The sequence below is a fragment of the Kocuria sp. WRN011 genome, from assembly GCF_002295155.1.
Taxonomy (GTDB): Bacteria; Actinomycetota; Actinomycetes; order Actinomycetales; family Micrococcaceae; genus Kocuria; species Kocuria carniphila.
In genome coordinates this window covers 1-19,887 of the sequence record NZ_NSGI01000005.1, presented here as the reverse complement: position 1 = coordinate 19,887, position 19,887 = coordinate 1, and the positions used below count along the sequence as shown (strand labels likewise).

The window sequence follows — 19,887 nt, the reverse complement described above, 5'->3', positions numbered from 1 at the left end:
GTCATAAGTTCGTGCGCTAATCGACCGTTTGGTTGGGCCTGCCGGGGTGACTTGGGGCAGCGCACCATTTGGTCAGGCCATACTGCACAGTAGGGGTCCGTACCGCGCAGTAAGCCCTCACGAAATGGTTCGACGGCGAACCAGACCCCGGTTCGTACGACACGCCGCACCCCACCTAGACTGGTGCCCCATGAAGTCCATGATTGCGCCGATCCTGCTTGTCGCCACCGCCCTGATTCAGTCCATGGGGTTGTTCCCCTATCACGGTGACGGCATCACGCTCGCGGGACAGCTGTTGTTCCCCATCCTGTTCGCCCTCATGGCCATGTACCTGTCCACCAAGGGCCTGCCCGGCGCGTTCGCCACGGTGCACCTGGTGATCCTGATCGGGTCCGTACTTCTGCTGATTCTCTCTTTGGTCGGCATGAACCTGACCCTCCCGCAGCTCTACCCGACCATGATCCTGTACTACATCGCGTTCGTCCTGGTGGCCGTGGAGTGCGGTTTGCGGATCGCGGGAATGCCCAAGAAGCGCCGCCCCAAGGACCGCGCCGAACTCAATGATTCGGAGACCACGGTCTAGGTGCTGCGCTTCGACAGCGTGATCGTTGCCGGGGGTCGCTCGTCTCGCTTGGGCGGCACCCCCAAGGCCGGACTTCGCAGGGGCGACGAAAGCCTGGTCGAGATCACGGTGCGTGCTGTGGCCGAGGCCGGGAGCGCCGTCGTCGTGGGGCCGGAAAACCTGGACGTACCGCACGGCACGCTGCGAACCCGCGAAAATCCGCCCTTTTCGGGGCCGGCCGCAGCTATCGCCGCCGGGCTGGATCTGCTCGCGCACCAGCCCGACCGTGCGGCCTGGACCGCCGTGCTTGCGTGCGACATGCCGGCCATTGCCGGAGCCGTCCACACGCTTGCCGACGCCGCTCGCGACCTTCCGGACGAAGCCGACGGGTTGATCGCCACGGCCACCGACGGCCACCGCGAGAACCTGGCCGTCATGATCCGCACCGCACCGCTCACCTCGGTGTTCTCCGAGCACCACGCGCGGGACCGCTCCGTACGGTCCTTTTGGAAACACCTGCGCTTGATCGAGGTGCGTGCCCCGGCGGGCTCTACGCAGGACGTGGATACATGGGAAGATGTGACCAGGTTCGATCTGCACTGAATCCACACGTTGAGGAGATGGCATGCCCGGACTTCCCACCCCGCACGAACACTTCAATCAGGACGCCGACCAGACTCCCCCGGAGACCGAGGGTCAGGAGCCCACGCGCCAGTGGGTCGATTGGGACGAAGCACGCCAGATCGCCCATCGCATCCCCGAGCCGCTCCCCAGCCGGTTGCTGCCGCTGACCGATGCGCTGGGCGAGACCCTGGCGGAGACCATCACGGCGATCATGCCGGTCCCCCATTACGCATCCGCCGCGATCGACGGCTGGGCCGTGGCCGGTGAGGGTCCGTGGCGGATCCGCACTCCACAGCCCGCAGAGACCGATGAGCGTCTCCTGCTGACCCTGCCGCCGGACGAGCGCATCCTGCCCGTGGTCGAGCTGCGCCCCGGTGAGGCCACCCAGGTCAACGTCGGTTCGGCCGTGCCGGTGTACACCAAGGCGGTGTTGTCCGGTCACCGCGGTCACGTGGTTCCTGCACAGGCACCCGTGGACCACATGGAGGAGTACCACCCGCAGGAGGGCGACACCCTGGAGGACGCCACCCCGGCGGCCTCGCTGATCCAGAACCAGGACGTGCGCGCGCTCGGCCAGGAAATTTCCGAGGGTGACGAGCTGCTGCGCATCGGCTGCCACCTCAACCCCGCGCACATCGGGTTGGCCGCGAGCGCCGGTCACGACATGCTCCCGGTGTTGCGCCGCCCGCGCGTGACGGTTTTACTGGGCTTCGCGCACGTCGTGGAGGACGGCATTCCCGGCCCGGGCGAGGTCCGTGACGTCCTGGGGCCGCAGATTCCGGCCATCATTCGGGACCTGGGCGCCAACGTGGATCAGGTGCGGCGCGTGCCCGACGGCGCACAGGGCGTGCTCACCGCACTCACCGAGTCGCCTTCCGGCGCAGGCTCGCTGTTGGATGCCCGCGCGGAAATCGTGGTCACCACCGGCGGCACCGGCCACGGCGAGGACGATCACGTGCGCGAGGCCCTCACCGAGCTCGACGCCCACCTGATCATCGACGGCCTGGCCCAGGAGCCCGCGCACGGCGTGATCCTGGCGCAGCTGCCGGACGGCGGACCTGTGGTGCTGGCGCTGCCCGGCAGCCCGTTGTCCGCGGTCACAGGATTGCTGAGTGTGGGCCACGCGTTGATCGCCGGTGCCACCGGTCAGCCGCTGCCCGAGGTTCGCACGGCCACCTCCGGCGCCGAGATCGAGCAGACCGGGCGCGTGCGCGTGATTCCCGCGTACTTCCAGGAGGGCCGCGTGCTGCCCGAGCCCGCCGTGGGCCCGGCCATGCTGTCCGGCATGGCGCACGCTGATGTGCTCATGGTGGTTCCGGCCGAGGGCGTGCGCCCCGGTCAGGACGTCAAGGTGCTGGGGCTTCCCTGGCGCCGGTGACCAGGCTTTAACCGCCGACGACGCCGCTCCGGCTGGAGCGGCGTCGTCGCGGTTTAAGGGTGGCCGGGCCAGTCGTCGTGGCCGGATCGGAACGACGACCGGACCGCTGGACCGCTGGTCCTGGCCGGGCCGTGTGTCAGAACGAGGCGCGCGGTCAGGCCGCCGTGACGAAGAAGACGATGGCCCCGATGATGAACACGCTCGAGGCCAGCAGCGCGCAGCTCAGCTCCAGGATGATGCCGATACCCGCGGCCTTCAGCGCAACCCACGAGGTGTCCAGGGCGGTCCGGAAGTTGCGATTGCGCACCGTCTCGGATGCCAGAAGTCCCACGATGAAACCGATCACCAGACCCACCACCGGGATCACGAACATGCCGATCACGGCACCTATGACACCGAACAGCAAGGTGCGGTTTGGGATGGCGCGGCGTTTCAGGCGGGTGCCCGTCAGCACCAGGCTCGCGGACATGCCCGCCAGCAGCAGCGTGCCGCCGAGCGCGAGGACCACCCAGCCCTCCACGGATTGCACGACCACCGCCCAGATGATCAGACCGATCAGCGCGGTGATGGACCCCGGCAACACGGGGATGATGATGCCCAGGCACCCAATGATGATGAGTACCGAGGTCACAATGGTGGCAATTATTTCTGGGGTCACCGTCACATCGTACGGCCACGGCGAGCGAACTATACTTGCATTTAAATCGCCAATATTTGTGGATCGGATGGACGGTGCCCACTCTCGCCAAGCCCCAGGACCCCGCGCTCACTCAGAAGAAGCACGGAAGATCCTGGCACCGCACCGCCGGTAAGCCCGTGCGCTGGTGGATGATCGCCCTGATCCTGGTGATCGGTTTCCACCGGTGGATCCCCGAGACCCGGTGGCTCATGGTCCACATGGTCACGCTGGGACTGATCACGACGTCCATCATGGTGTGGTCGCAGCACTTCACCGAGGCGCTACTGCACAACCGGCTCCCCGACCGCCAACGGCCTCGCCAGATCCTGCGCATTTACGGGGTCACCGCGGGCACGGTTCTGCTGATGGTGGGCATGCTCGCGGACTGGTGGTGGCTCACGTTGGTGTCCGCCACGGTCATCGGCGGGCTGCTCACGTGGCACGGACTCTCCCTGCTCTCGCAGTTGCGTTCAGCCTTGCCCGCGCGGTTCGGGATGACCGTGCGGTGGTACGCGGTGGCCGCGTTCTTCCTGCCCGTGGGGGCAATCTTTGGCGCAATCCTGGCTCTTGACCTGGCCGATCCCTGGCACTCTCGACTGCTCCTGGCCCACCAGGCCGTGAACATCTTGGGTTTCGTGGGCCTCACGGTGTCCGCGACTCTGCTGACCCTGTGGCCGACCATGGTGCGCACGCGCATGGAGGAAGCGGCCACGAGCCTGTCCCGCATCGCGCTGCCGACCATGGCTGCGGGCAGTCTGGTTGCCGCTGCCGGTGCCCTGGGTGGCTGGGTCCCCGTGGCGCTCCTGGGGCTATTCGCCTATCTAGTGGGTGTGGGACTGGTCGGTCGGATCTTGATCCGCACCGGCATGCGCAAACTGCCCGAGGGCTACATGGGATGGTCCGTGGCCTCCGGCATCGCGTGGCTGTTCATCACGGTGGTGATCGCACTGATTCTGGTGGCGGCCCAGGGCATTCAAACCAGCGTGATGGGCGCACTGACCATCCCGTTCGTGGCCGGCTTCCTGCTGCAGACGCTGCTCGGTGCCATGAGTTACATCCTGCCGTCCACGATGGGCGGCGGCCCCGCCACGGTGCGCGCTTCCTTGGCGGCCATTAACCGCGGTGGCATCTACCGGGTCACGGTTTTGAACCTGTGCATCGCGTTGTTCGCCCTGCCCGCCGGGATGTTGCCCTCGTGGGTTCGGGCCATGGTCTCGATCGTGGGCGCGGTGGCCTTCGCCGCGTTCATCCCCCTGATGATTTCCTCCGCCAAGGTCTCGATCGCCGGACGACGCCGCCTGATCCCCCAGCGCGCGGCCAGCCAGTCCCCCGCGTCGGGCACCGCCGACGCCGCCGCGGGTTCCGTGACGCTGGGCATGCCCAGCACTGTGGGGCGGCCGTCCTCCGCTGACGCTGGCGCATCGCAGGTGGATGCGGCCACGAGGGCCGGCGGATCTACTCGTGTGGCGGCCGGCACTGACACTCCTGAGCGCAAGCCCAACCCCCTGCGGCAGATCGTGGCAGGTGTGCTCACGGTCTTGCTCGCAGCGGGCGCGGGTATTGCCGTGGCGCCGCAGTCAGCGGGGATCGGATTGAGCGATGGCGCGCAGAATGCCGTGCAGGCCACGGGCAACACCACCGAGGTGACGATGCATGCCAATCAGGACATGCGCTTCGACCCAGGCGAAATCGAAGTCCCGGTGGGCGACCGCCTGGTGGTCACACTGATCAACGACGACCCGACCAACGTGCACGACCTGGTCTTTACCAATGGCGCGACATCCGGCCGCGTGGGTCCCGGGGAAACGGCCGAGGTTGACGCCGGAATCATCACGGACCACGTGGAGGGTTGGTGCTCCGTGATCGGCCACCGTTCCATGGGCATGACCGTGAACGTGATTCCGGTGGACGAGCAAGGCAACCCCGTGGGTGCGGCGGATCACAAAAATCATGGTGCGGGAGCGGCGTCGGCGGCGGATGACGCGCAAGACCCGGCCGCGGGAGTGGACTTCAATGCGGCACCCGGCGAGGCCTTCGAGGTGCGCGATCCGGCGCTGGATCCGGCACCCAACGAGACCGTGCACGAGTTGACCTTGGATGTGCAGGAAGTCGCCCGCGAGGTGGCACCCGGCGTGACCATGGATGCGTGGACCTTCAACGGCGACTACATGGGACCCACGCTGCGCGGCAAGGTGGGCGACGTGTTCGAAGTAACGCTGACCAACAGCGGGAGCATGGGTCACTCGGTCGATTTCCACGCCGGAGATGTCTCACCGGATGACACCATGCGCACCATCGCGCCGGGTGAGTCGCTCATGTATCGCTTCGAGGCGGTGCGATCCGGGATCTGGTTGTACCACTGCTCCACCGCTCCGATGAGTACACATGTCGCTGCGGGCATGTTCGGGGCGGTCATCATCGACCCGCCCGACCTGCCGAAGGTGGATCGTGAGTACCTGCTCGTGCAGAACGAGACCTATCTGACGGTGCCGCCCGCGGATCAGCCTGATCTGCCCGAGGGCGCGAACGCAGTGGTGGATCCCGCGGGGATCGCGGCGGGAACGCCGTCACTGACCATGTTCAACGGTCACGCAACGCAGTACATGCATGAGAAGTTGTCAGCTCACACGGATGAGCGCGTGCGGATCTGGGTGCTGGCGGCCGGACCGTCCAAGGGCTCGAGTTTCCACGTGGTGGGCGGCCAGTTCGACACCGTCTACAAGGAGGGTGCGTACCTCTTGTCGCCCACGAGTCCCGGCATTCCGAGTGGCACCGGTGGCGCGCAGGCGCTGGATCTCGCACCGGCGCAGGGCGGATTTGTTGAGATGTCGTTCCCCGAGGCCGGCACCTACACGTTCGTGAACCACTCCTTCGCGGAGGCCGAACGCGGCGCACGGGGCCAGATCGAGGTGACGGAGTAGCACTAGGGGCCGAGAAGCCGGACTCCCCCGTGCCCAGTGCACTCTGATCGACGCTACGACCGATTCCACCAAGCGGCGCGCACTCTGATCGACGCTTACGCCCCCGCATGGAGGGCCGCCGCAAATCAGTCGACTTTACAACCCGCAAAGTGCGATTTTCGGGCCGTAACGTCCACTGATTTACAGAGCTGGCATGGCCCGGGCCGTAACGTCGGCTGGTTTACAGAGCTGGCATGGCCCGGGTCATAGCGTCGATGAGACTGCGACCCGGGCCGGGCATCAGCGCTGGGGGATCGTGATGCTCTGACCCGCGCGGATCAGGTGGAGCTGGACCTTGTCGCGATTGGCGGCGTAGAGCTCATCCACCGTCACGCCGGAACGCTGGGCGATGGAGCCAAGGTTGTCACCGGCCTGAACCGTGTATTCACCGGCGGGAATGGTGCCCGTGCCGTTGTCGATCGGCTCGTAGCCCGCGCCGCCCGAACCTGCACCGCCGCCAGCTTCGGCAGCTCCGGAATCCGCACCCGCGCCCGCCTCAGCAGATCCCGAACCGTCGCCGCCTGATCCCGAACCGCCGCCGGCACCAGCTCCGGCACCCGCACCCGAACCGTCAGCACCTGCACCAGAGCCACCGGCGCCGGCCTCAGCTGAACCGCCGCCTGCGCCCGCCTCACCCGAACCGGAACCGCCCGGACCGTCCGCGCCACCACCGGCACCGCCAGAGCCCTCGGTTCCGGCGCCGCCGGAACCATCACCACCGACACCGTCGCCAGAGCCGGATCCGCCCTCCGAGCCTGCCTCTCCCGCGGCAGCGCCGCCGGCGCCACCCGCCGCGCCACCCTCAGCGCCAGCAGTGGCATCATCGCCCGCACCTTCACCGGACCCTTCGCCCGAACCACCGGTCGCACCACCTGATGCTCCGTTACCGGCACCTTCGGATGCGCCACTTGTGGCGCCACCCGTGGCCCCGGCGGTCGCGGCGGCGTCGGTGTTCGAATTCTCCGCATTCTCGCCGCCGCCGCCGCACGCCGTCAGCGCCAATGCTGCGGCGAGCGCGAGAGGGGCCAAGCCCTTGTAAGCCTTTTTCTGCATGATGTCTCCTATCCCTCGAACGAGGGGTCATCAGTGTCAGTTGTGATGCAGCTCACGCTACCGGACGGGCAACGAAAAACCCGGGCCGACGCACACGCGCCAACCCGGGTTTCCCTAGCTGTGAGTTACTCCGTCAGGGCGCTGCGCATGGTGCGCAGGGCCACGGAGAGCGCGGCAAGTTCCGCACCGGCGTCACCGCCGGACGACATGCCCTCGATCTCGCCGAGCACATCGCGCAACCGCGCCAGACGGTCCTGGTTGTCCTGCTCCCAGGACGCCACCTTCTCCTGCGCATTGCTGCCCGGGGATTCCAGTGCCTGGGCCGCCAGCGCCACGAGTGTGGAGTAGAGGTCCTCGCGCATGGAGATCCGTGCCATGTTCTCCCACCGAGTGGTCTGCGGGAGCGCGGTGATGCGATCCAGCAGATTCTCCAAGCCGTAACGGTCGAACAGGGCGAAGTAGACCTTGGCAATGGTCTCCACGGTCACGTGCTCATCGCCCTCGGACGACGACGCCGCGTGCTCACCGGCCCGCTCGCCCGCCACCTGAACGCCGCCGGCCTGAGCCAGGCGTGCGACATCCAGCAGTGCGAACGCGTCGAGGAGCTCGGCCCATTCGACCGCCAGGTCCTTGGGCACACCCTGACGCTCGGCCAGTTCGGTATCCGCGCTAACGCGCTCCTGGGACTGCGAGCTCATGAGCTGCTGTTCGCCGAAGCGCAACTGCACGGTGGGCTTGTAGGCATCCACGAGTTCCTGGATGGTCGCCTCGGAGTCGCTGCGGTTGAGGAACCAACGCACCACGCGGTCCAGCAGACGCCGCATGCGCAGGGTCAACTTGTTCCACATCTCCAGCGGAACGTCCGTACCCAGCTCGGCGTGACGGGCCACGTAGGGCTCCAGCTCGAAAATCTCCACGGCGGCGGTGAACACCCGTGCCAGATCGGCCAGGTTGGCGCCCGAGTCATCCACCACGCGGTAGGCGAAGGCGATGCCGCCATAGTTGATGATCTTGTTGGCCACCATGGTCGCGATGATCTGCTTGCGCAACGGGTGGGTCTGGATGTCCTCGCCGAACTTCTCCCGGATCTGCGTGGGGAAGTAGTTCTCGAGTGTCGCGTCGAACCAAGGATCGTCCGCCAGGTCGCTGTGGGTGAGCGCTCCCGTCAGCTGAATCTTGGTGTACGCGGTGAGCACGGACAGCTCCGGACCGGTCAGGGACTCACCGTTTTCCGCTCGCTCGCGCAGCTGCTCGTCCGTCGGCAGGAACTCGAGTTCCCGGTCCAGGTCGGCTTCGTCCTCGAGCCAGTGCATCAACCGGATGAACGTTTCCGCGAACTCCGGTCCGCGAGCGCGTTCGGTGGTCAGGAGCACGTTCTGCGCCACGTTGGTGCGCAGCACCAGGTCCGCAACCTCATCGGTCATGGACTCAATGAAGTCCGCGCGCTCGTCCTGACTCAACTTTCCGGCTTCGACCATACGGTCCACCAGGATCTTGATGTTGACCTCACGGTCGGAGGATTCCACACCGCCGGAGTTGTCGATGGCGTCCGTGTTGACGAGAATTCCGTTGCGAGCAGCCTCGATGCGACCCAGTTGAGTGGCGCCCAGATTGCCGCCCTCGCCGATCACCCTGACGCGCAGGTCTTCACCATTGACGCGGATGGGGTCATTGGCCTTGTCCCCCACGTCCTGGTTGGTCTCAAGGGATGACTTCACGTACGTGCCGATTCCGCCGTTGTAGAGCAGATCCGCCGGAGCCAGCAGGATGGCTCGCACCAGTTCCTGCGGAGCCATGGCTTCCACGCCTTCCTCCAGGCCGAGCGCATTGCGGACCTGCGGACTGATCGGAATGGACTTCTCCTGGCGCGAGTACACGCCGCCGCCCTCGGAGATCACGGACTTGTCGAAGTCCTGCCAGGACGTACGGCCCGCGTTGAACAACCGCTCGCGTTCCTTGTACGACGCCGCGGTGTCCGGATTCGGGTCCAGGAACACGTCGCGGTGGTCGAAAGCTGCGATCAGCTTGATGTGCTCGGAGAGCAGCATGCCGTTGCCGAACACATCGCCTGACATGTCGCCGATGCCCACCACGGTGAACGCCTCGGACTGGGTGTCGACACCGAGTTCGAAGAAGTGCCGTTTGACCGACTCCCACGCGCCACGAGCGGTGATGCCCATCGCCTTGTGGTCGTAACCGACCGAGCCGCCGGAAGCGAACGCATCACCCAACCAGAAGTTCCGGTCCAGTGAGATGGCGTTGGCGGTATCGGAGAACGCTGCGGTTCCCTTGTCCGCCGCGACCACCAGGTAGGAGTCGTCCTCGTCCCTGCGGATCACGCGATCCGGGTGCAGGACGGTGTCCCCCTGGGGCGTCTCCGGAGCCTCGGCGGCGTCCTTGGAGTCATCGTCGGAGACCTCCGCATTGGGCTCGGCGTTGGAGTCATGGGTGATGTTGTCAGTGACGTCCAGCAGCGAGGCGATGAACAGCTTGTAGGCCTCGCGGCCTTCCTCGAGCCACCCTTCGCGGTCCTGCTGCGGGTCCGGGAGCTGCTTGGGGAAGAACCCGCCCTTAGCGCCGTCCGGCACGATCACCGCGTTCTTGACCATCTGCGCCTTGACCAGGCCGAGCACCTCGGTGCGGAAGTCTTCACGACGGTCGGACCAGCGCAGACCACCGCGGGCCACGTGTCCGAAACGCAGGTGCGTGCCCTCGACGCGCGGGGACCACACCCAGATCTCGAATTTCGGGCGGGGATGCGGGGCCGCGTTGATCGCCTGCGGGTCCAGCTTGAACGCCATGGTGGGGCGCTCCTGGTACACGTTGGTGCGCAGCGTTGCACCGACCACATTGGCCAGGGCACGGAAGAGCCGGTCCGCATCCAGCGAGGGAACGTCGTCCAAGACCTTGTCGAGGCGTTCCCGGGCGGATTCGCGTGCCTGCGAGCGTTCCTCACGCCCCTGTTCGGTGTCCTCGAAACGCTCCGGATCGAAGCTCGAGCGGAAGTACTCGGACAGTTCGCGAGTGGCTTCCGGGTAGTCCAGCAGGGTGTCCGCAATGAACTCGAACGAGTTCGCGTAGCCCAACTGCAGGAGGTAGCGCACGTAGGACCGCAGTACGGCCACGGCGCGCCAGCTCATGCGCTCGGTCAGCACCAGGCGGTCCAACGAATCCGACTCGGAACGGCCGGAGAGGATCGCGCACAGGGTGTCCTCGATGAGGTCCTCGGTCTTGGCGTCCTCCGGGCCGTGGGTGTCCACGCCCGCGGGCAATTCCACACCGAAGTCGTACAACTGGAATTCGCGCCCGTCGGACGGGGTCACAGTGTACGGGCGCTGATCCAGCACCTTCAGCCCCATGTTGTGCAGCAACGGCAGCAGCTCGGTCAGCGACAGCGCCTGGGTCAGGTAGATGTTCAGACGCACTTGACCGTCGTGTTCGGCTACGCGCACCTCCGCGGGGAAGTCCGGGTCCCGGCCCCACAGCTCTTCGCAGCGCTGCAAGTCTTCGACGGCCTCGTCGATCTCGTAGTCCTCGCGGTACGCACCCGGGAAGGCGTGGGTCCACAGGGGAGTCAGCCGAGCGGCGTCGTCGGAATCGAAACCGAGGCGGATGGCGCGGGTGAGCGTATCGGGCCACGAACGAACGGCCGCGCGCAGGCGGTGCTCGAGGTTCTCCTGATCGAATTCACGCACCTCGCCGGTGTACGGCAAACGGATGCGGAAGAAGAGACGCGCCAACGAGGACGAGGTCAGCCGCACCTCGAAGTCAATGGCCTCCGCCTGGAACACATCCTGCAACTGCTCCTCGATGCGTTCGCGCACGGAGGTGTTGTAGCGGTCGCGCGGCAGGAAGACCACCGCGGACATGAAGCGGCCGAACGTGTCCTGACGCAGGAACACCCGTGTCTGGCGGCGTTCGTTGAGCCCCAGCACACCCTTGGCCGTCTCGTAGAGCTTGTCGCTGGTCATGTGGAAGAGCTCGTCGCGCGGGTAGTCCTCGATGATGCCCATGAGGTCTCGCGCGGAGTGGCTGTCCGGGAGGAATCCGAAGCGCTCGATCACGGTTTCCACCTTGTCCCGTACCACGGGCGTCTGGTGGGCCGGGACCGAATAGGCGCGGCGGGAGAAGAGGCCCAGGATCAGGTACTCGCCGGTGACCGTGCCGTCCTTGGCGAACGTGCGCACCCCGATGTAATCCAAGTATTCACGGCGGTGGATGGACGAGCGACGGTTGGCCTTGGTGACGAACACGACCTGGTGGTCTTCAGCGTGGATGCGCCCCAGACCCGTGAGCTTCTGCGCGTGGCCCTCCGCGCCCGCTTCACGGAGCAGGCCGAGCCCGGTCTGCGGGCGCGAGTGCAGGGCAGCGTCGTCGCCGTTCGTCTCAAGGTCGTAGCGCTTGATGCCCATGAAGACGAAGTTGCCGGCCCTCAACCAGTCGAGGAACTCCTTGGCGGAATCGACGTCCGGTAATTGGGAACCATCCTCGAACTGGATGTCACGCAGGCCGTCCAGGGTCTGTGCAAGCTCCGCGACCGTGGCGTGCATCTGGTCTTGGTCCTCGTCCACCCGGCGAACGTCCGAGACGAGTTTGCCCAAATACTGCTTGAGGTCCTCGCGCTCCGACTCGTTCAGATCGCTTTGCAGTTCCATGCGGATCCAGGACTCGATGACCGTGGTGGTGGACCCACCCTCGCTCGAACGCGGCGTGGCATTGGGAGTCAGAGGGACCAGCGGAATGGCGGTCGTATCCCCGGAAGAGGCCGTTGAGATGTTGGGGACCTGGTCCAAGGACTCCAGCTCGTGCTCGGAACCCATTCGGGTGGCGAGCAGCAGGGGGTGAAGTACCAACCGGGCACCGCCCCACTTGGCGGCAATCTCGGTGGTCAATGTGGAGACCAGGAACGGCATGTCGTCCGTGACCATGTAGAGCTCCGTGCCGTTGGAGCCCTGTCGAACATCCACGCAGAGTTCACCCTTGTTTCGGTACTTACCGACTTCGCGGTGGTGCTCCGCGAGCTTGCTCAAGGTGTCCTGACTGTGGGTGGCCACATCAGCATCCGGAACCGTCCGGTAGTACTCGGTGATCCACTGCTGGTCTCCGCTCCACTGCGGGCGTTGCCACACCGCCGGGATCACTTGGGTGTCGGTCGCTTCGGGAGAGGTCACGTCTGCATCACGCCTTTGCTCGCAGTCGATTCGAGGTGGGTACGCACGGCCGCTGGAAATCCAAACGCGCGGCCACGCCCTCTTGGGCAGCAGCACGCGCGGTCGGCCGCATTGCCGAGTCTCATCCCAGCCTATGACTCCCCGAGACCAAGGGCCACCATTGGAGTTGAGCGGGGAGTGAACGCGCGGGAGTGCGACGACCGCCGGTCGATTCTCGAGGGTTCACTCATTAACCACAGATCCATGGTTGGCTATCCCCCTTTTTCGGCTCGTTTCGCGGGATAGCGAACCTTAATTCACAGCGCCGCCCTGGACTGACGACGCCGCTGCGGTCACCTCATCCGCCGTCACGGTCACCACTTCCCCGTTTTCCAGGCTGCGCAGTTTCCGGTTCAGGATGTGCCCGGCCGTGAGGCGAATGAACGATCCGTGGCTGACGATCATCACGTTCTGCCCTGGGTAGTCGTCGATGATCTGCTGGAGCACCGCCACCCCTCGGTCCACCAGGTCCGCAGTGTGTTCACCATGCTGTTCCATGAACGCGTGGCGCTCTTCCTCGGTCATGTGGCTGCAGTCGTAGCCCTCAATGTCGCCAAAGCTGCGCTCGATCAGATCGTCATACACTCGCGAGACTTCAAGACCGACCGCTTCGCCGATGATTTCCGCAGTCTCCCGAGCACGGGACAGCGGCGAGGAAACCAGTACGTCCCAGTGCTCTTCCGACGCCGCCAGCTCGCGGCCCACTTCACGGGCCTGTTCTCGGCCGGTCTCGTTGAGGGGGATATCGGTGCGACCCTGCAGCCGGCGAGCGAAGTTCCAGTCGGTCTGACCGTGGCGGATGAGGGAAAGAGAGGAATCAGTCACGCCTCAACGCTACCCGCAGTCACGAACTTGTCCTTTTTTGCACCCGCCACCCACGAAAATGCACATGCGGAAAAGAACACACATAAATGAGTGTGGCCCGGAGCCTCCGTCGATCGGAGATTCCGGGCCACATAAGAAAACAAAAGACTAGGCGCGGCGATCATCCGTCTCGATGTCGATGCGCTCCTTGCGGAGGGTGTCCTCAATGACTTCGGTGCGCTCGGTGCGTTGGGCCACCAGGCGGACACGCTGGTAGGGAACGCGCACGGTCTGGACCACGGCCTCGGTGCGGTACAGGATGAGTTCGTCCTCGCCCAGGGGCAACTCGCGACCGTCCAGGAATGACTGGCGTTCCTCTTCGGTAATGGGGGTGCGAACCACATCGGGCTCGTCGTGTCCGACGGTCACTTCCTGACGGACAGGCTCTTCAATCACGTACTTGCGGAGACGGAGCTTGCCGGTCTCCTCCTGCTGACGGTTGATCACCAGGCGCTCTTCATGACGAACCACGGATGCGGCCTGGTCATCGAGCATTTCTTCACGATGCGAATCCCGCGGGTCCTGCCCGGGAACGCTGTTCTGTACTGCCATCCTGACCTCCTGAAAGAGTGTGTTCTAGAGATTATCAGCCGGGTTATGTTGCGACCTACCGTGTAGCATTTGGAGCTACCCCGGTGGGTCCCGAAAGGATGAGCTGATGAGCTATTCGGATGATGGCAACGGTTATTTCACACGTGCCCTGGACGCCGAGGACCGGGGCGAACTCTCGCAGGCCGAAACCGCATACCGGCAGGCGATCGAGTTGTTCAAGGAGACCCAACAGACCCAGCGTGAGCTCGCAGCGTGCCACTACAATTTGGGCCACTTGTACGTGGTCATGAACGTGCGGGACAAGGCGATCACCGAGTACCAGCGCTGCTTGGAGTACTTCGGACAGATTACGGACAGCAGCAAACCCAAGGGTCGCGCGCATTTGATCCTGGGGTCGTTGTTCGTGGAGGACCGAGACTACCCCCGCGCTGAGTCCCACTTACTGGACGCCCTGGGGCAGTACTTGGACGCGCCGCACGAGCCCAAGGATCAAGCGGAGTGCTACGTCAACCTGGCGCGCGTCTACAACGCCACCAAGCGCCGGGCCCAGTCCGTCACCGCGTACAACCGCGCGTTGGATTTCTATCAGGCAACCCCTGATTCCCAGCGTGACCAGTCCGATTGCTACACCGAGTTAGGCATCGTCTACCAGTACCTGGGCAAGATGGAGGAGTCCGCTGCCGCCTATGGTGAGGCCGCACGTTTGCGCCAGCAGGCCTCCCACCACCATCGCCACCACAAACACAAGGGTTCCGATTCATGAGCTTTCCGCTGATTTACGGTTGCATGGCCCTGGGCGGGCCGTGGGATCGTTCCGAGATCACCAGCACCCAGTTCGACGCCGCTCACACCGCCGTGCGCGCCGCTCACCAGACCGGGTTCGACCTTTTCGACCACGCTGACATCTACGCCGCAGGAAAGTCCGAGACGATCTTCGGCCGCATCCTCGCGGAGGATCCGGAGCTCCGCCAAGGGATCAAGCTGCAGACCAAGTGCGGCATTCGCATCCCGGGCAATACCGGCCCCGAAGATTCCCCGGTGCACTACCGCCTGGATCGGGACACCATTCGCGCGAGCCTTGAGGGCTCGTTGGAGCGGTTGGGCGTGGACAGCGTGGAACGGCTGATTCTGCACCGGCCGGACCCGTTGACCACTCTGGGTGAAACAGGCCAGGCCCTGGATGATCTGCGCTCAGAAGGCTTGATCAACTCCGTGGGGTTGTCCAACATGACCTTGCGCCACGTCGCGGCGTTCCAGCAGGTCCTGTGCACTCCGCTCACCGCCGTTCAAATTCAGATGAGCCTGGCCCACCGTGACTTCGTCGAAACCCAGATCCTGGGCAATCAGACCGAGGGCACCGAGTACAACTTTCCCGAGGGTCTACTGACTCATTGCGCGGCGGACGAGATCGAAGTCCAAGCATGGGGCGCCATGGCGGACGGCATCTACTCCGGCCGCCAGGCACCCCAAGGTGACCGGACCGCGGAGGCCACGAGCGGCGTCGTCGAACGCCTGGCTGAACGCATGAATGTCTCCCGCGAGGCCGTGGTCGTGGGCTGGTTGCTGCGCCACCCGTACGCGATCCGCCCGGTGGTGGGGACCATGAACCCGGAGCGGATCCGCGCGTGTGCCCAGGCACCGCAAGCCGCCGAGGACATGACTCACACGGACTGGTATGAGCTCTGGACGGCCGCGCGCGGTCATTCATTGCCGTAAGTGTCGTGTCCTGGGGTTCCGAGCGAAAAGAGTATTGTCCGAAGTGAGGCCTGACTAGGGCACGAAGTGATCGTCACCAAACGGTGACCTTCATAAGCTTGATCCTGGCAGCCCACATGGCTATTTTCTTTTGTAAAGGAGCCGTCGCGGGCTGCGACGGTTGACAGGGAGAGTATCCATGAACCGACCTTGGCTTACCCGCACGCCTGGGCACGTGGTGTGTGAACCGGATGAGTTCAGTTATCGCACCGACCTTCCCGTGGTGGAGGCGACCGCGACTCGGTCCTACGCGATCGATGAACTCACCACCGTGGAATTACGGGTCGCCCCCGGCCAGCACCAACTGGTCATCACCCACGGCGACGATCATTGGGTGGAGACGATCGGCCTTTTCGACGACGCCGCCCCGGACCTGCCCATTCTCCGGCGCCTTCCCAACCCCACAGGTTTCGCGACCGATTTCGAAGTGGGATGCACGGTGACCTCGCACTCGCAGCGCGGACTGGTCAAAACGTTGAAGCAGCTACGTGATCGGCTCGACAACGCGCCTCTCGCGCTGTGCGTCCAGGATCCCGAGGAGCCCACCGCGATTACCGCGGCGTGCTGTCACATGGATCCGGTGGAAAACACCCTCATGTGGTGGACGTGGCGAACCCTGCCGGAATCCGGCTGTATGGTTCGCACCCGCGCGCAGTTGCACCTCACGGCGGTGCCGCAGGGAGTGGCTGCGTAGCCACTCTCCGCGCTCAGAACGGTGACGGCGCCGTGTACGGCTCCAACAGTTCCCGCTGTTCCTTGGTGATGCGCAGAACTGTTTGTGTTTCCGGGACGAACAGCGCGAGTTGGGTCAGCGCGCGAACGCAGGGCGCGCCGTCGGCGGCGTCGACGATTTCAAAGCCGAGTTCCAACGTGGCTGCCTTGGCCGAGACGACCCACACGCGAACCTCCGTGGGGACGTTGCGGTAGGCCAGCGGGCGCAGGTACTTGACGCGGTGTTCGGCAATGAGCGCCTGGGTGCCGTTCGGGAGAACCGAGAACAGCGGGATCTTGGCCGGGGCAATTTGCTCGCCCGTGCCCACGGGCACACCGAAGGTCGCGATTCGAGCCTCTTCAAGAACGCGGATGACCTCCACGTTGTTCACGTGCCCGTAAGGGTCCATGTCGCCCCAACGCAACGGGACCTGACAGGTGACGGAGCGTTCCAGGTACTCGTTCGATCGCATATCGGCGCTCCTCACGTGCAGATTTGTCATGGTCGCCGGCAGCTCACGGGATTGCCGGGGATGAATGAGATGATATCCGCGTCCATGTTCTGATGGGGGTATTTGGGTGACGGTTCAGGAGCCTGCCGAGACCAAGCGGCATCGTTGGCTCACCCTGCTGGTTGCGGCGTTAGCAGTGGCCGTGGCCGGATGGCTAGCCGTCTGCTGGGCCGTGCTGGAGCACCCCCGCACGGAGGAACCCGCGATGTCCGATGCGCTGCTGGTGCTCGGCCCTCCGGATACCCAACGCATGGCCACAGCGCAGGGATTGATGGAGCGTGGCATCGCGCCCGTGCTGGTCATTGCGACCCCCGACGCTCAGCCCGATGATCCGCCCGCCATGGTGCAGTACTACGAGGATAAGGATTTCTGCACCCCGCGCACCGATTACGAGGTCATCTGCTTCCAGCCCAATCCCTCCACCACCCAGGGCGAGGCCATGCAGTTGCGCGACCTGGCCGCTGAGCGCGGTTGGGACACCGTGACTGCCGTGACGTTCAAACAGCACGTGCCGCGGGCGCGCATGATCCTGGAGCGCTGCTATCACGGTGAGTTATGGATGGCCGCGACCGACTACGAGTTCACACCACTGCGAACACTGCGGCAGTACGTGTACCAGAGCGGCGGGTACGTGAAGGCCTGGCTCACACCCGGGTGCGAACAGCAGTTTCCAGGCAACCCGAAAGAGTTGGATTGAGGTTCTCGTGAGTGATCTCCAATGTCCCGCCACGGTGGTTTTCGTCGCCGACGCCGCCGCGGCCGACAACCTGCCCACCTCGCGTTTTCGTGTGGCCCAGGTGGTGTCGCCGTATGTCCGCACACCTATGGATTTGGTAGGCGCCGTCGAGAACGCAGCCGATGAGTACCGCGGGGAATGCGTGGCGGTAGTGGCCCCGCGACCACTGGTGATCGAGGCCTTGGATGAGGTCTCCGCTGGTGGGTCTTCAGCAACTCCGTCCCCGGATGACCCGTGGGTTGCGGTGGACGTGGATTCCGCCGGCTGGACGCTGTTGCACACCGAGTCCTGAGGGTCCTTATGCGTGTCTGACCACGTTCCTAACGTGGGGCTTCATGACCGACGAGCCCGCGATCGGAGAGTGCGTGTTGACCGTGATGTCCCAGTGATGGGGCCGAGCCATGCTGCGTGTGGTGCCGCTGCATGGGTGGCGCTGACCGCCGACTACACCCTGCAATTTTCCGACTTTTCTGTGCCGATCGGATTCGGTGTACTCCCCGTGGGTGACGCGGGGGTGGTGACAGGCGCCCTGATCTGCGCGGGCGCCGCGCTGTTGCCGGATATCGATCACCCCAGCGGAACTGTGGCGCGCTCTCTGCCGCCGTTCTCGGGATGGTTAGCGCGGATCGTCTCTCGGTTGTCGGGCGGCCATCGACGAGGAACTCACTCTCTGATCGGGCTGCTCGTGTTTACCCTGCTGGCGTGGTTGTCGCAGAACGCCGCCCTCCCCGTGGGCGACGGACTGCGATGGTTGGCGGAGTCGAGTGGCGATGATTCTGCCCCCGCCGTTGTTGCGGCGCTACCCGGGCAGGTGTGGCCACTGGCCGCCGTACTGTCGGTGTTGATGATCGCGTTCGCGGTGAAGGTCCTGGCGTTTCTTCCGGGCCGGGTTTCGCATGCCAACTGGCTAGTGGCCATCGGCCTGGGAATCGTGGTGGCCACCAATCCCCCGGACCATCCGTCGTGGTTCGTGATTGCCGTGGCTTTGGGGTGTGCGGTGCACATGATCGGCGACATGGTGACCACGCAGGGGATTCACTTGCTGTGGCCGTTGCGCCCTCGTTTGCCGGTGCCGTCCACGTTTTACCGGGGCAGATCCTTTGTGCGTTTTCCCATTCTGGGAAAGGCCGGATCCGGCATGGAACTGGCTGTGCTGACGCCCATCAGCGTGTACGCGGTGGTCGGTCTGGCGTGCGCCTTGGCTGCATGGGGTGGCGTGACTCTGGGGTGATGCAGTTGCGACGGGAGGCCATGCACGGCGATTCGCCAAACGCATCAGGCATCGGGTAGGCTACTCAACGTTGTTCACCGGCGGAAGCCGAGTGAATAAACAAGCGCGAGTGGCGGAATAGGCAGACGCGCACGGTTCAGGTCCGTGTGCCCGAGAGGGCGTGGGGGTTCAACTCCCCCCTCGCGCACCACAGTGAAACCGGCTGTTGACAAGGTAAAACACCTTATCGACAGCCGGTTTTTCGTTGTCCGCAACGTGCATGCTTGCGGGGTTGGCAGTCCGTGACATCTGAGGTCGAGGTACGTTGCGTTAACGCGGCCTAGTGTGGGTTCTCGCGCCACAGATCTCAGACTCTTCGGAACCCGCATTGGAGCACCTACCTCAAGAGCCTCGTGAACGATGGTGCGCTCGACGGAAGTGCCTGACTGCGCATTCCTCGACGTTCCGACCCAGATTCGCCGCCCCTGCATTCTGGTCGACAGCAGAACCCAAAACCAGCTGATTTCTGGCCTTAACGTCGATCACCCGGCATGTTGATCTCGCATGAGGGCGTTATCGTCGACGAGCCTGCAACCGGCTAACCCGCGATGGCGTAACCTTCTACCAGACTGCGCCTGAGCCCGCCGGATGATCTTATCGTCGACCATTTTGTGTCCGGTTCCAGGGCCACGGCGTTACCGTTGAACTGAATACACTCCCCGCACCGATGGGTCCAAGCATCGCCCCAAATGCAGGTGGGAGAATCCTGCCATGAGCACACTCGCTGACGCCTTGGGCCTGGCCGCGTCCCATGGACTCCACCTTTCCCCAGAGGGCGCCACCGTTGCGGAGACTGGCTTAGCCTTGATCCACCGATGAGCATGCTGGGCTTAGGCCGCAATTAAAGACGGGATGCCCGTCTGACCGGGAAGAATGGGACTTGTTCAGGGTTCTGTTCCACCGCGATGAGAGGGCATCTCGCAGATGCAAGTTTCCCACACGCCTGCTGCCGTGTCAGTTTCCTTCGACGAGCCGAACCTCATCGGGTCCGCCGGGCTGGTGCCGGTGATGGAACTGGCCG

Annotated in this window: 16 protein-coding genes and 1 tRNA gene; 11 read left to right on the top strand and 6 right to left on the bottom strand. The window is 64.8% G+C overall.

All coding sequences use genetic code 11. From position 1 onward, the window contains the following. The first annotated feature begins 190 nt into the window (after positions 1-190). From CKW39_RS07900 to CKW39_RS07890, 3 genes are read left to right on the top strand one after another with little or no spacing between them, the layout of a single operon-like run. Positions 191-583 carry a hypothetical protein gene (locus CKW39_RS07900; RefSeq protein WP_095797604.1) on the top strand — a complete coding sequence of 131 codons (393 nt, stop codon included), beginning with the start codon at positions 191-193 and terminating at the stop codon, positions 581-583. Beyond that, complete coding sequence (locus CKW39_RS07895; RefSeq protein ID WP_238663026.1) at positions 584-1,165, top strand: molybdenum cofactor guanylyltransferase; 582 nt, start codon at positions 584-586, stop codon at positions 1,163-1,165. 22 nt (positions 1,166-1,187) lie between these two features. Next, the gene (locus CKW39_RS07890) at positions 1,188-2,564 is read left to right on the top strand and encodes a molybdopterin molybdotransferase MoeA (protein WP_095797603.1); all 1,377 of its coding nucleotides are present in this window, start codon (positions 1,188-1,190) and stop codon (positions 2,562-2,564) included. A gap of 154 nt (positions 2,565-2,718) precedes the next feature. Here CKW39_RS07890 and CKW39_RS07885 read toward each other — a convergent pair whose 3' ends face one another. After that, entirely contained in the window at positions 2,719-3,222 is a 504-nt protein-coding gene (locus CKW39_RS07885) for a DUF456 domain-containing protein (RefSeq protein ID WP_095797602.1), read from the bottom strand. A 74-nt stretch (positions 3,223-3,296) separates the two neighbouring features. Between CKW39_RS07885 and CKW39_RS07880 the strand changes: the two genes are divergently transcribed. Next, positions 3,297-6,164, top strand: coding sequence for a multicopper oxidase domain-containing protein (locus CKW39_RS07880; RefSeq protein ID WP_254049334.1), 2,868 nt, complete (start codon positions 3,297-3,299; stop codon positions 6,162-6,164). Between the two features lie 279 nt (positions 6,165-6,443). On the opposite strand, the gene CKW39_RS07875 is transcribed toward CKW39_RS07880, so the two are convergent. The 4 genes from CKW39_RS07875 to CKW39_RS07860 form a co-directional block, all read right to left on the bottom strand. After that, positions 6,444-7,256 carry a LysM domain-containing protein gene (locus tag CKW39_RS07875; RefSeq protein WP_095797601.1) on the bottom strand — a complete coding sequence of 271 codons (813 nt, stop codon included), beginning with the start codon at positions 7,254-7,256 and terminating at the stop codon, positions 6,444-6,446. A 125-nt stretch (positions 7,257-7,381) separates the two neighbouring features. Continuing rightward, a complete protein-coding gene (locus tag CKW39_RS07870) occupies positions 7,382-12,427 on the bottom strand; it encodes an NAD-glutamate dehydrogenase (protein WP_095797600.1) in 5,046 nt (1,681 codons plus the stop codon). A gap of 291 nt (positions 12,428-12,718) precedes the next feature. Then, positions 12,719-13,291, bottom strand: coding sequence for a histidine phosphatase family protein (locus tag CKW39_RS07865; RefSeq protein WP_095797599.1), 573 nt, complete (start codon positions 13,289-13,291; stop codon positions 12,719-12,721). 147 nt (positions 13,292-13,438) lie between these two features. After that, positions 13,439-13,882 (bottom strand): YsnF/AvaK domain-containing protein, encoded by a 444-nt coding sequence (locus CKW39_RS07860; RefSeq protein WP_095797598.1) that lies wholly within the window; start codon positions 13,880-13,882, stop codon positions 13,439-13,441. Positions 13,883-13,988: 106 nt separating this feature from the next. On the opposite strand from CKW39_RS07860, the gene CKW39_RS07855 reads away from it, so the two are divergent. From CKW39_RS07855 to CKW39_RS07845, 3 genes are all read left to right on the top strand, one after another. Next, positions 13,989-14,645 carry a tetratricopeptide repeat protein gene (locus tag CKW39_RS07855; RefSeq protein WP_095797597.1) on the top strand — a complete coding sequence of 219 codons (657 nt, stop codon included), beginning with the start codon at positions 13,989-13,991 and terminating at the stop codon, positions 14,643-14,645. Further along, positions 14,642-15,598 (top strand): aldo/keto reductase family oxidoreductase, encoded by a 957-nt coding sequence (locus CKW39_RS07850; RefSeq protein ID WP_095797596.1) that lies wholly within the window; start codon positions 14,642-14,644, stop codon positions 15,596-15,598. The genes CKW39_RS07855 and CKW39_RS07850 overlap by 4 nt, the downstream gene beginning before the upstream one ends. A gap of 178 nt (positions 15,599-15,776) precedes the next feature. Further along, a complete protein-coding gene (locus CKW39_RS07845) occupies positions 15,777-16,331 on the top strand; it encodes a DUF2617 family protein (protein ID WP_095797595.1) in 555 nt (184 codons plus the stop codon). Positions 16,332-16,344: 13 nt separating this feature from the next. On the opposite strand, the gene CKW39_RS07840 is transcribed toward CKW39_RS07845, so the two are convergent. Next, entirely contained in the window at positions 16,345-16,821 is a 477-nt protein-coding gene (locus CKW39_RS07840) for a thioesterase family protein (protein WP_095797594.1), read from the bottom strand. Positions 16,822-16,927: 106 nt separating this feature from the next. Between CKW39_RS07840 and CKW39_RS07835 the strand changes: the two genes are divergently transcribed. From CKW39_RS07835 to CKW39_RS07820, 4 genes are all read left to right on the top strand, one after another. Beyond that, positions 16,928-17,557, top strand: coding sequence for a YdcF family protein (locus CKW39_RS07835; RefSeq protein WP_254049333.1), 630 nt, complete (start codon positions 16,928-16,930; stop codon positions 17,555-17,557). A 7-nt stretch (positions 17,558-17,564) separates the two neighbouring features. Then, positions 17,565-17,888 (top strand): hypothetical protein, encoded by a 324-nt coding sequence (locus CKW39_RS07830; protein ID WP_095797593.1) that lies wholly within the window; start codon positions 17,565-17,567, stop codon positions 17,886-17,888. A 96-nt stretch (positions 17,889-17,984) separates the two neighbouring features. Beyond that, the gene (locus tag CKW39_RS07825) at positions 17,985-18,827 is read left to right on the top strand and encodes a metal-dependent hydrolase (protein ID WP_095797592.1); all 843 of its coding nucleotides are present in this window, start codon (positions 17,985-17,987) and stop codon (positions 18,825-18,827) included. Positions 18,828-18,930: 103 nt separating this feature from the next. Beyond that, positions 18,931-19,017, top strand: a tRNA-Leu gene (locus CKW39_RS07820). The last annotated feature ends 870 nt before the right edge of the window (positions 19,018-19,887 follow it).

Bases quoted from the DNA above. Each gene is read 5' to 3' on its own strand.
- CKW39_RS07900 (WP_095797604.1), top strand. From the start codon at position 191: ATGAAGTCCATGATTGCGCCGATCCTGCTTGTCGCCACCGCCCTGATT.
- CKW39_RS07890 (WP_095797603.1), top strand. From the start codon at position 1,188: ATGCCCGGACTTCCCACCCCGCACGAACACTTCAATCAGGACGCCGAC.
- CKW39_RS07875 (WP_095797601.1), bottom strand. From the start codon at position 7,256: ATGCAGAAAAAGGCTTACAAGGGCTTGGCCCCTCTCGCGCTCGCCGCA.
- CKW39_RS07860 (WP_095797598.1), bottom strand. From the start codon at position 13,882: ATGGCAGTACAGAACAGCGTTCCCGGGCAGGACCCGCGGGATTCGCAT.
- CKW39_RS07855 (WP_095797597.1), top strand. From the start codon at position 13,989: ATGAGCTATTCGGATGATGGCAACGGTTATTTCACACGTGCCCTGGAC.
- CKW39_RS07850 (WP_095797596.1), top strand. From the start codon at position 14,642: ATGAGCTTTCCGCTGATTTACGGTTGCATGGCCCTGGGCGGGCCGTGG.
- CKW39_RS07845 (WP_095797595.1), top strand. From the start codon at position 15,777: ATGAACCGACCTTGGCTTACCCGCACGCCTGGGCACGTGGTGTGTGAA.
- CKW39_RS07840 (WP_095797594.1), bottom strand. From the start codon at position 16,821: ATGCGATCGAACGAGTACCTGGAACGCTCCGTCACCTGTCAGGTCCCG.
- CKW39_RS07825 (WP_095797592.1), top strand. From the start codon at position 17,985: ATGGGGCCGAGCCATGCTGCGTGTGGTGCCGCTGCATGGGTGGCGCTG.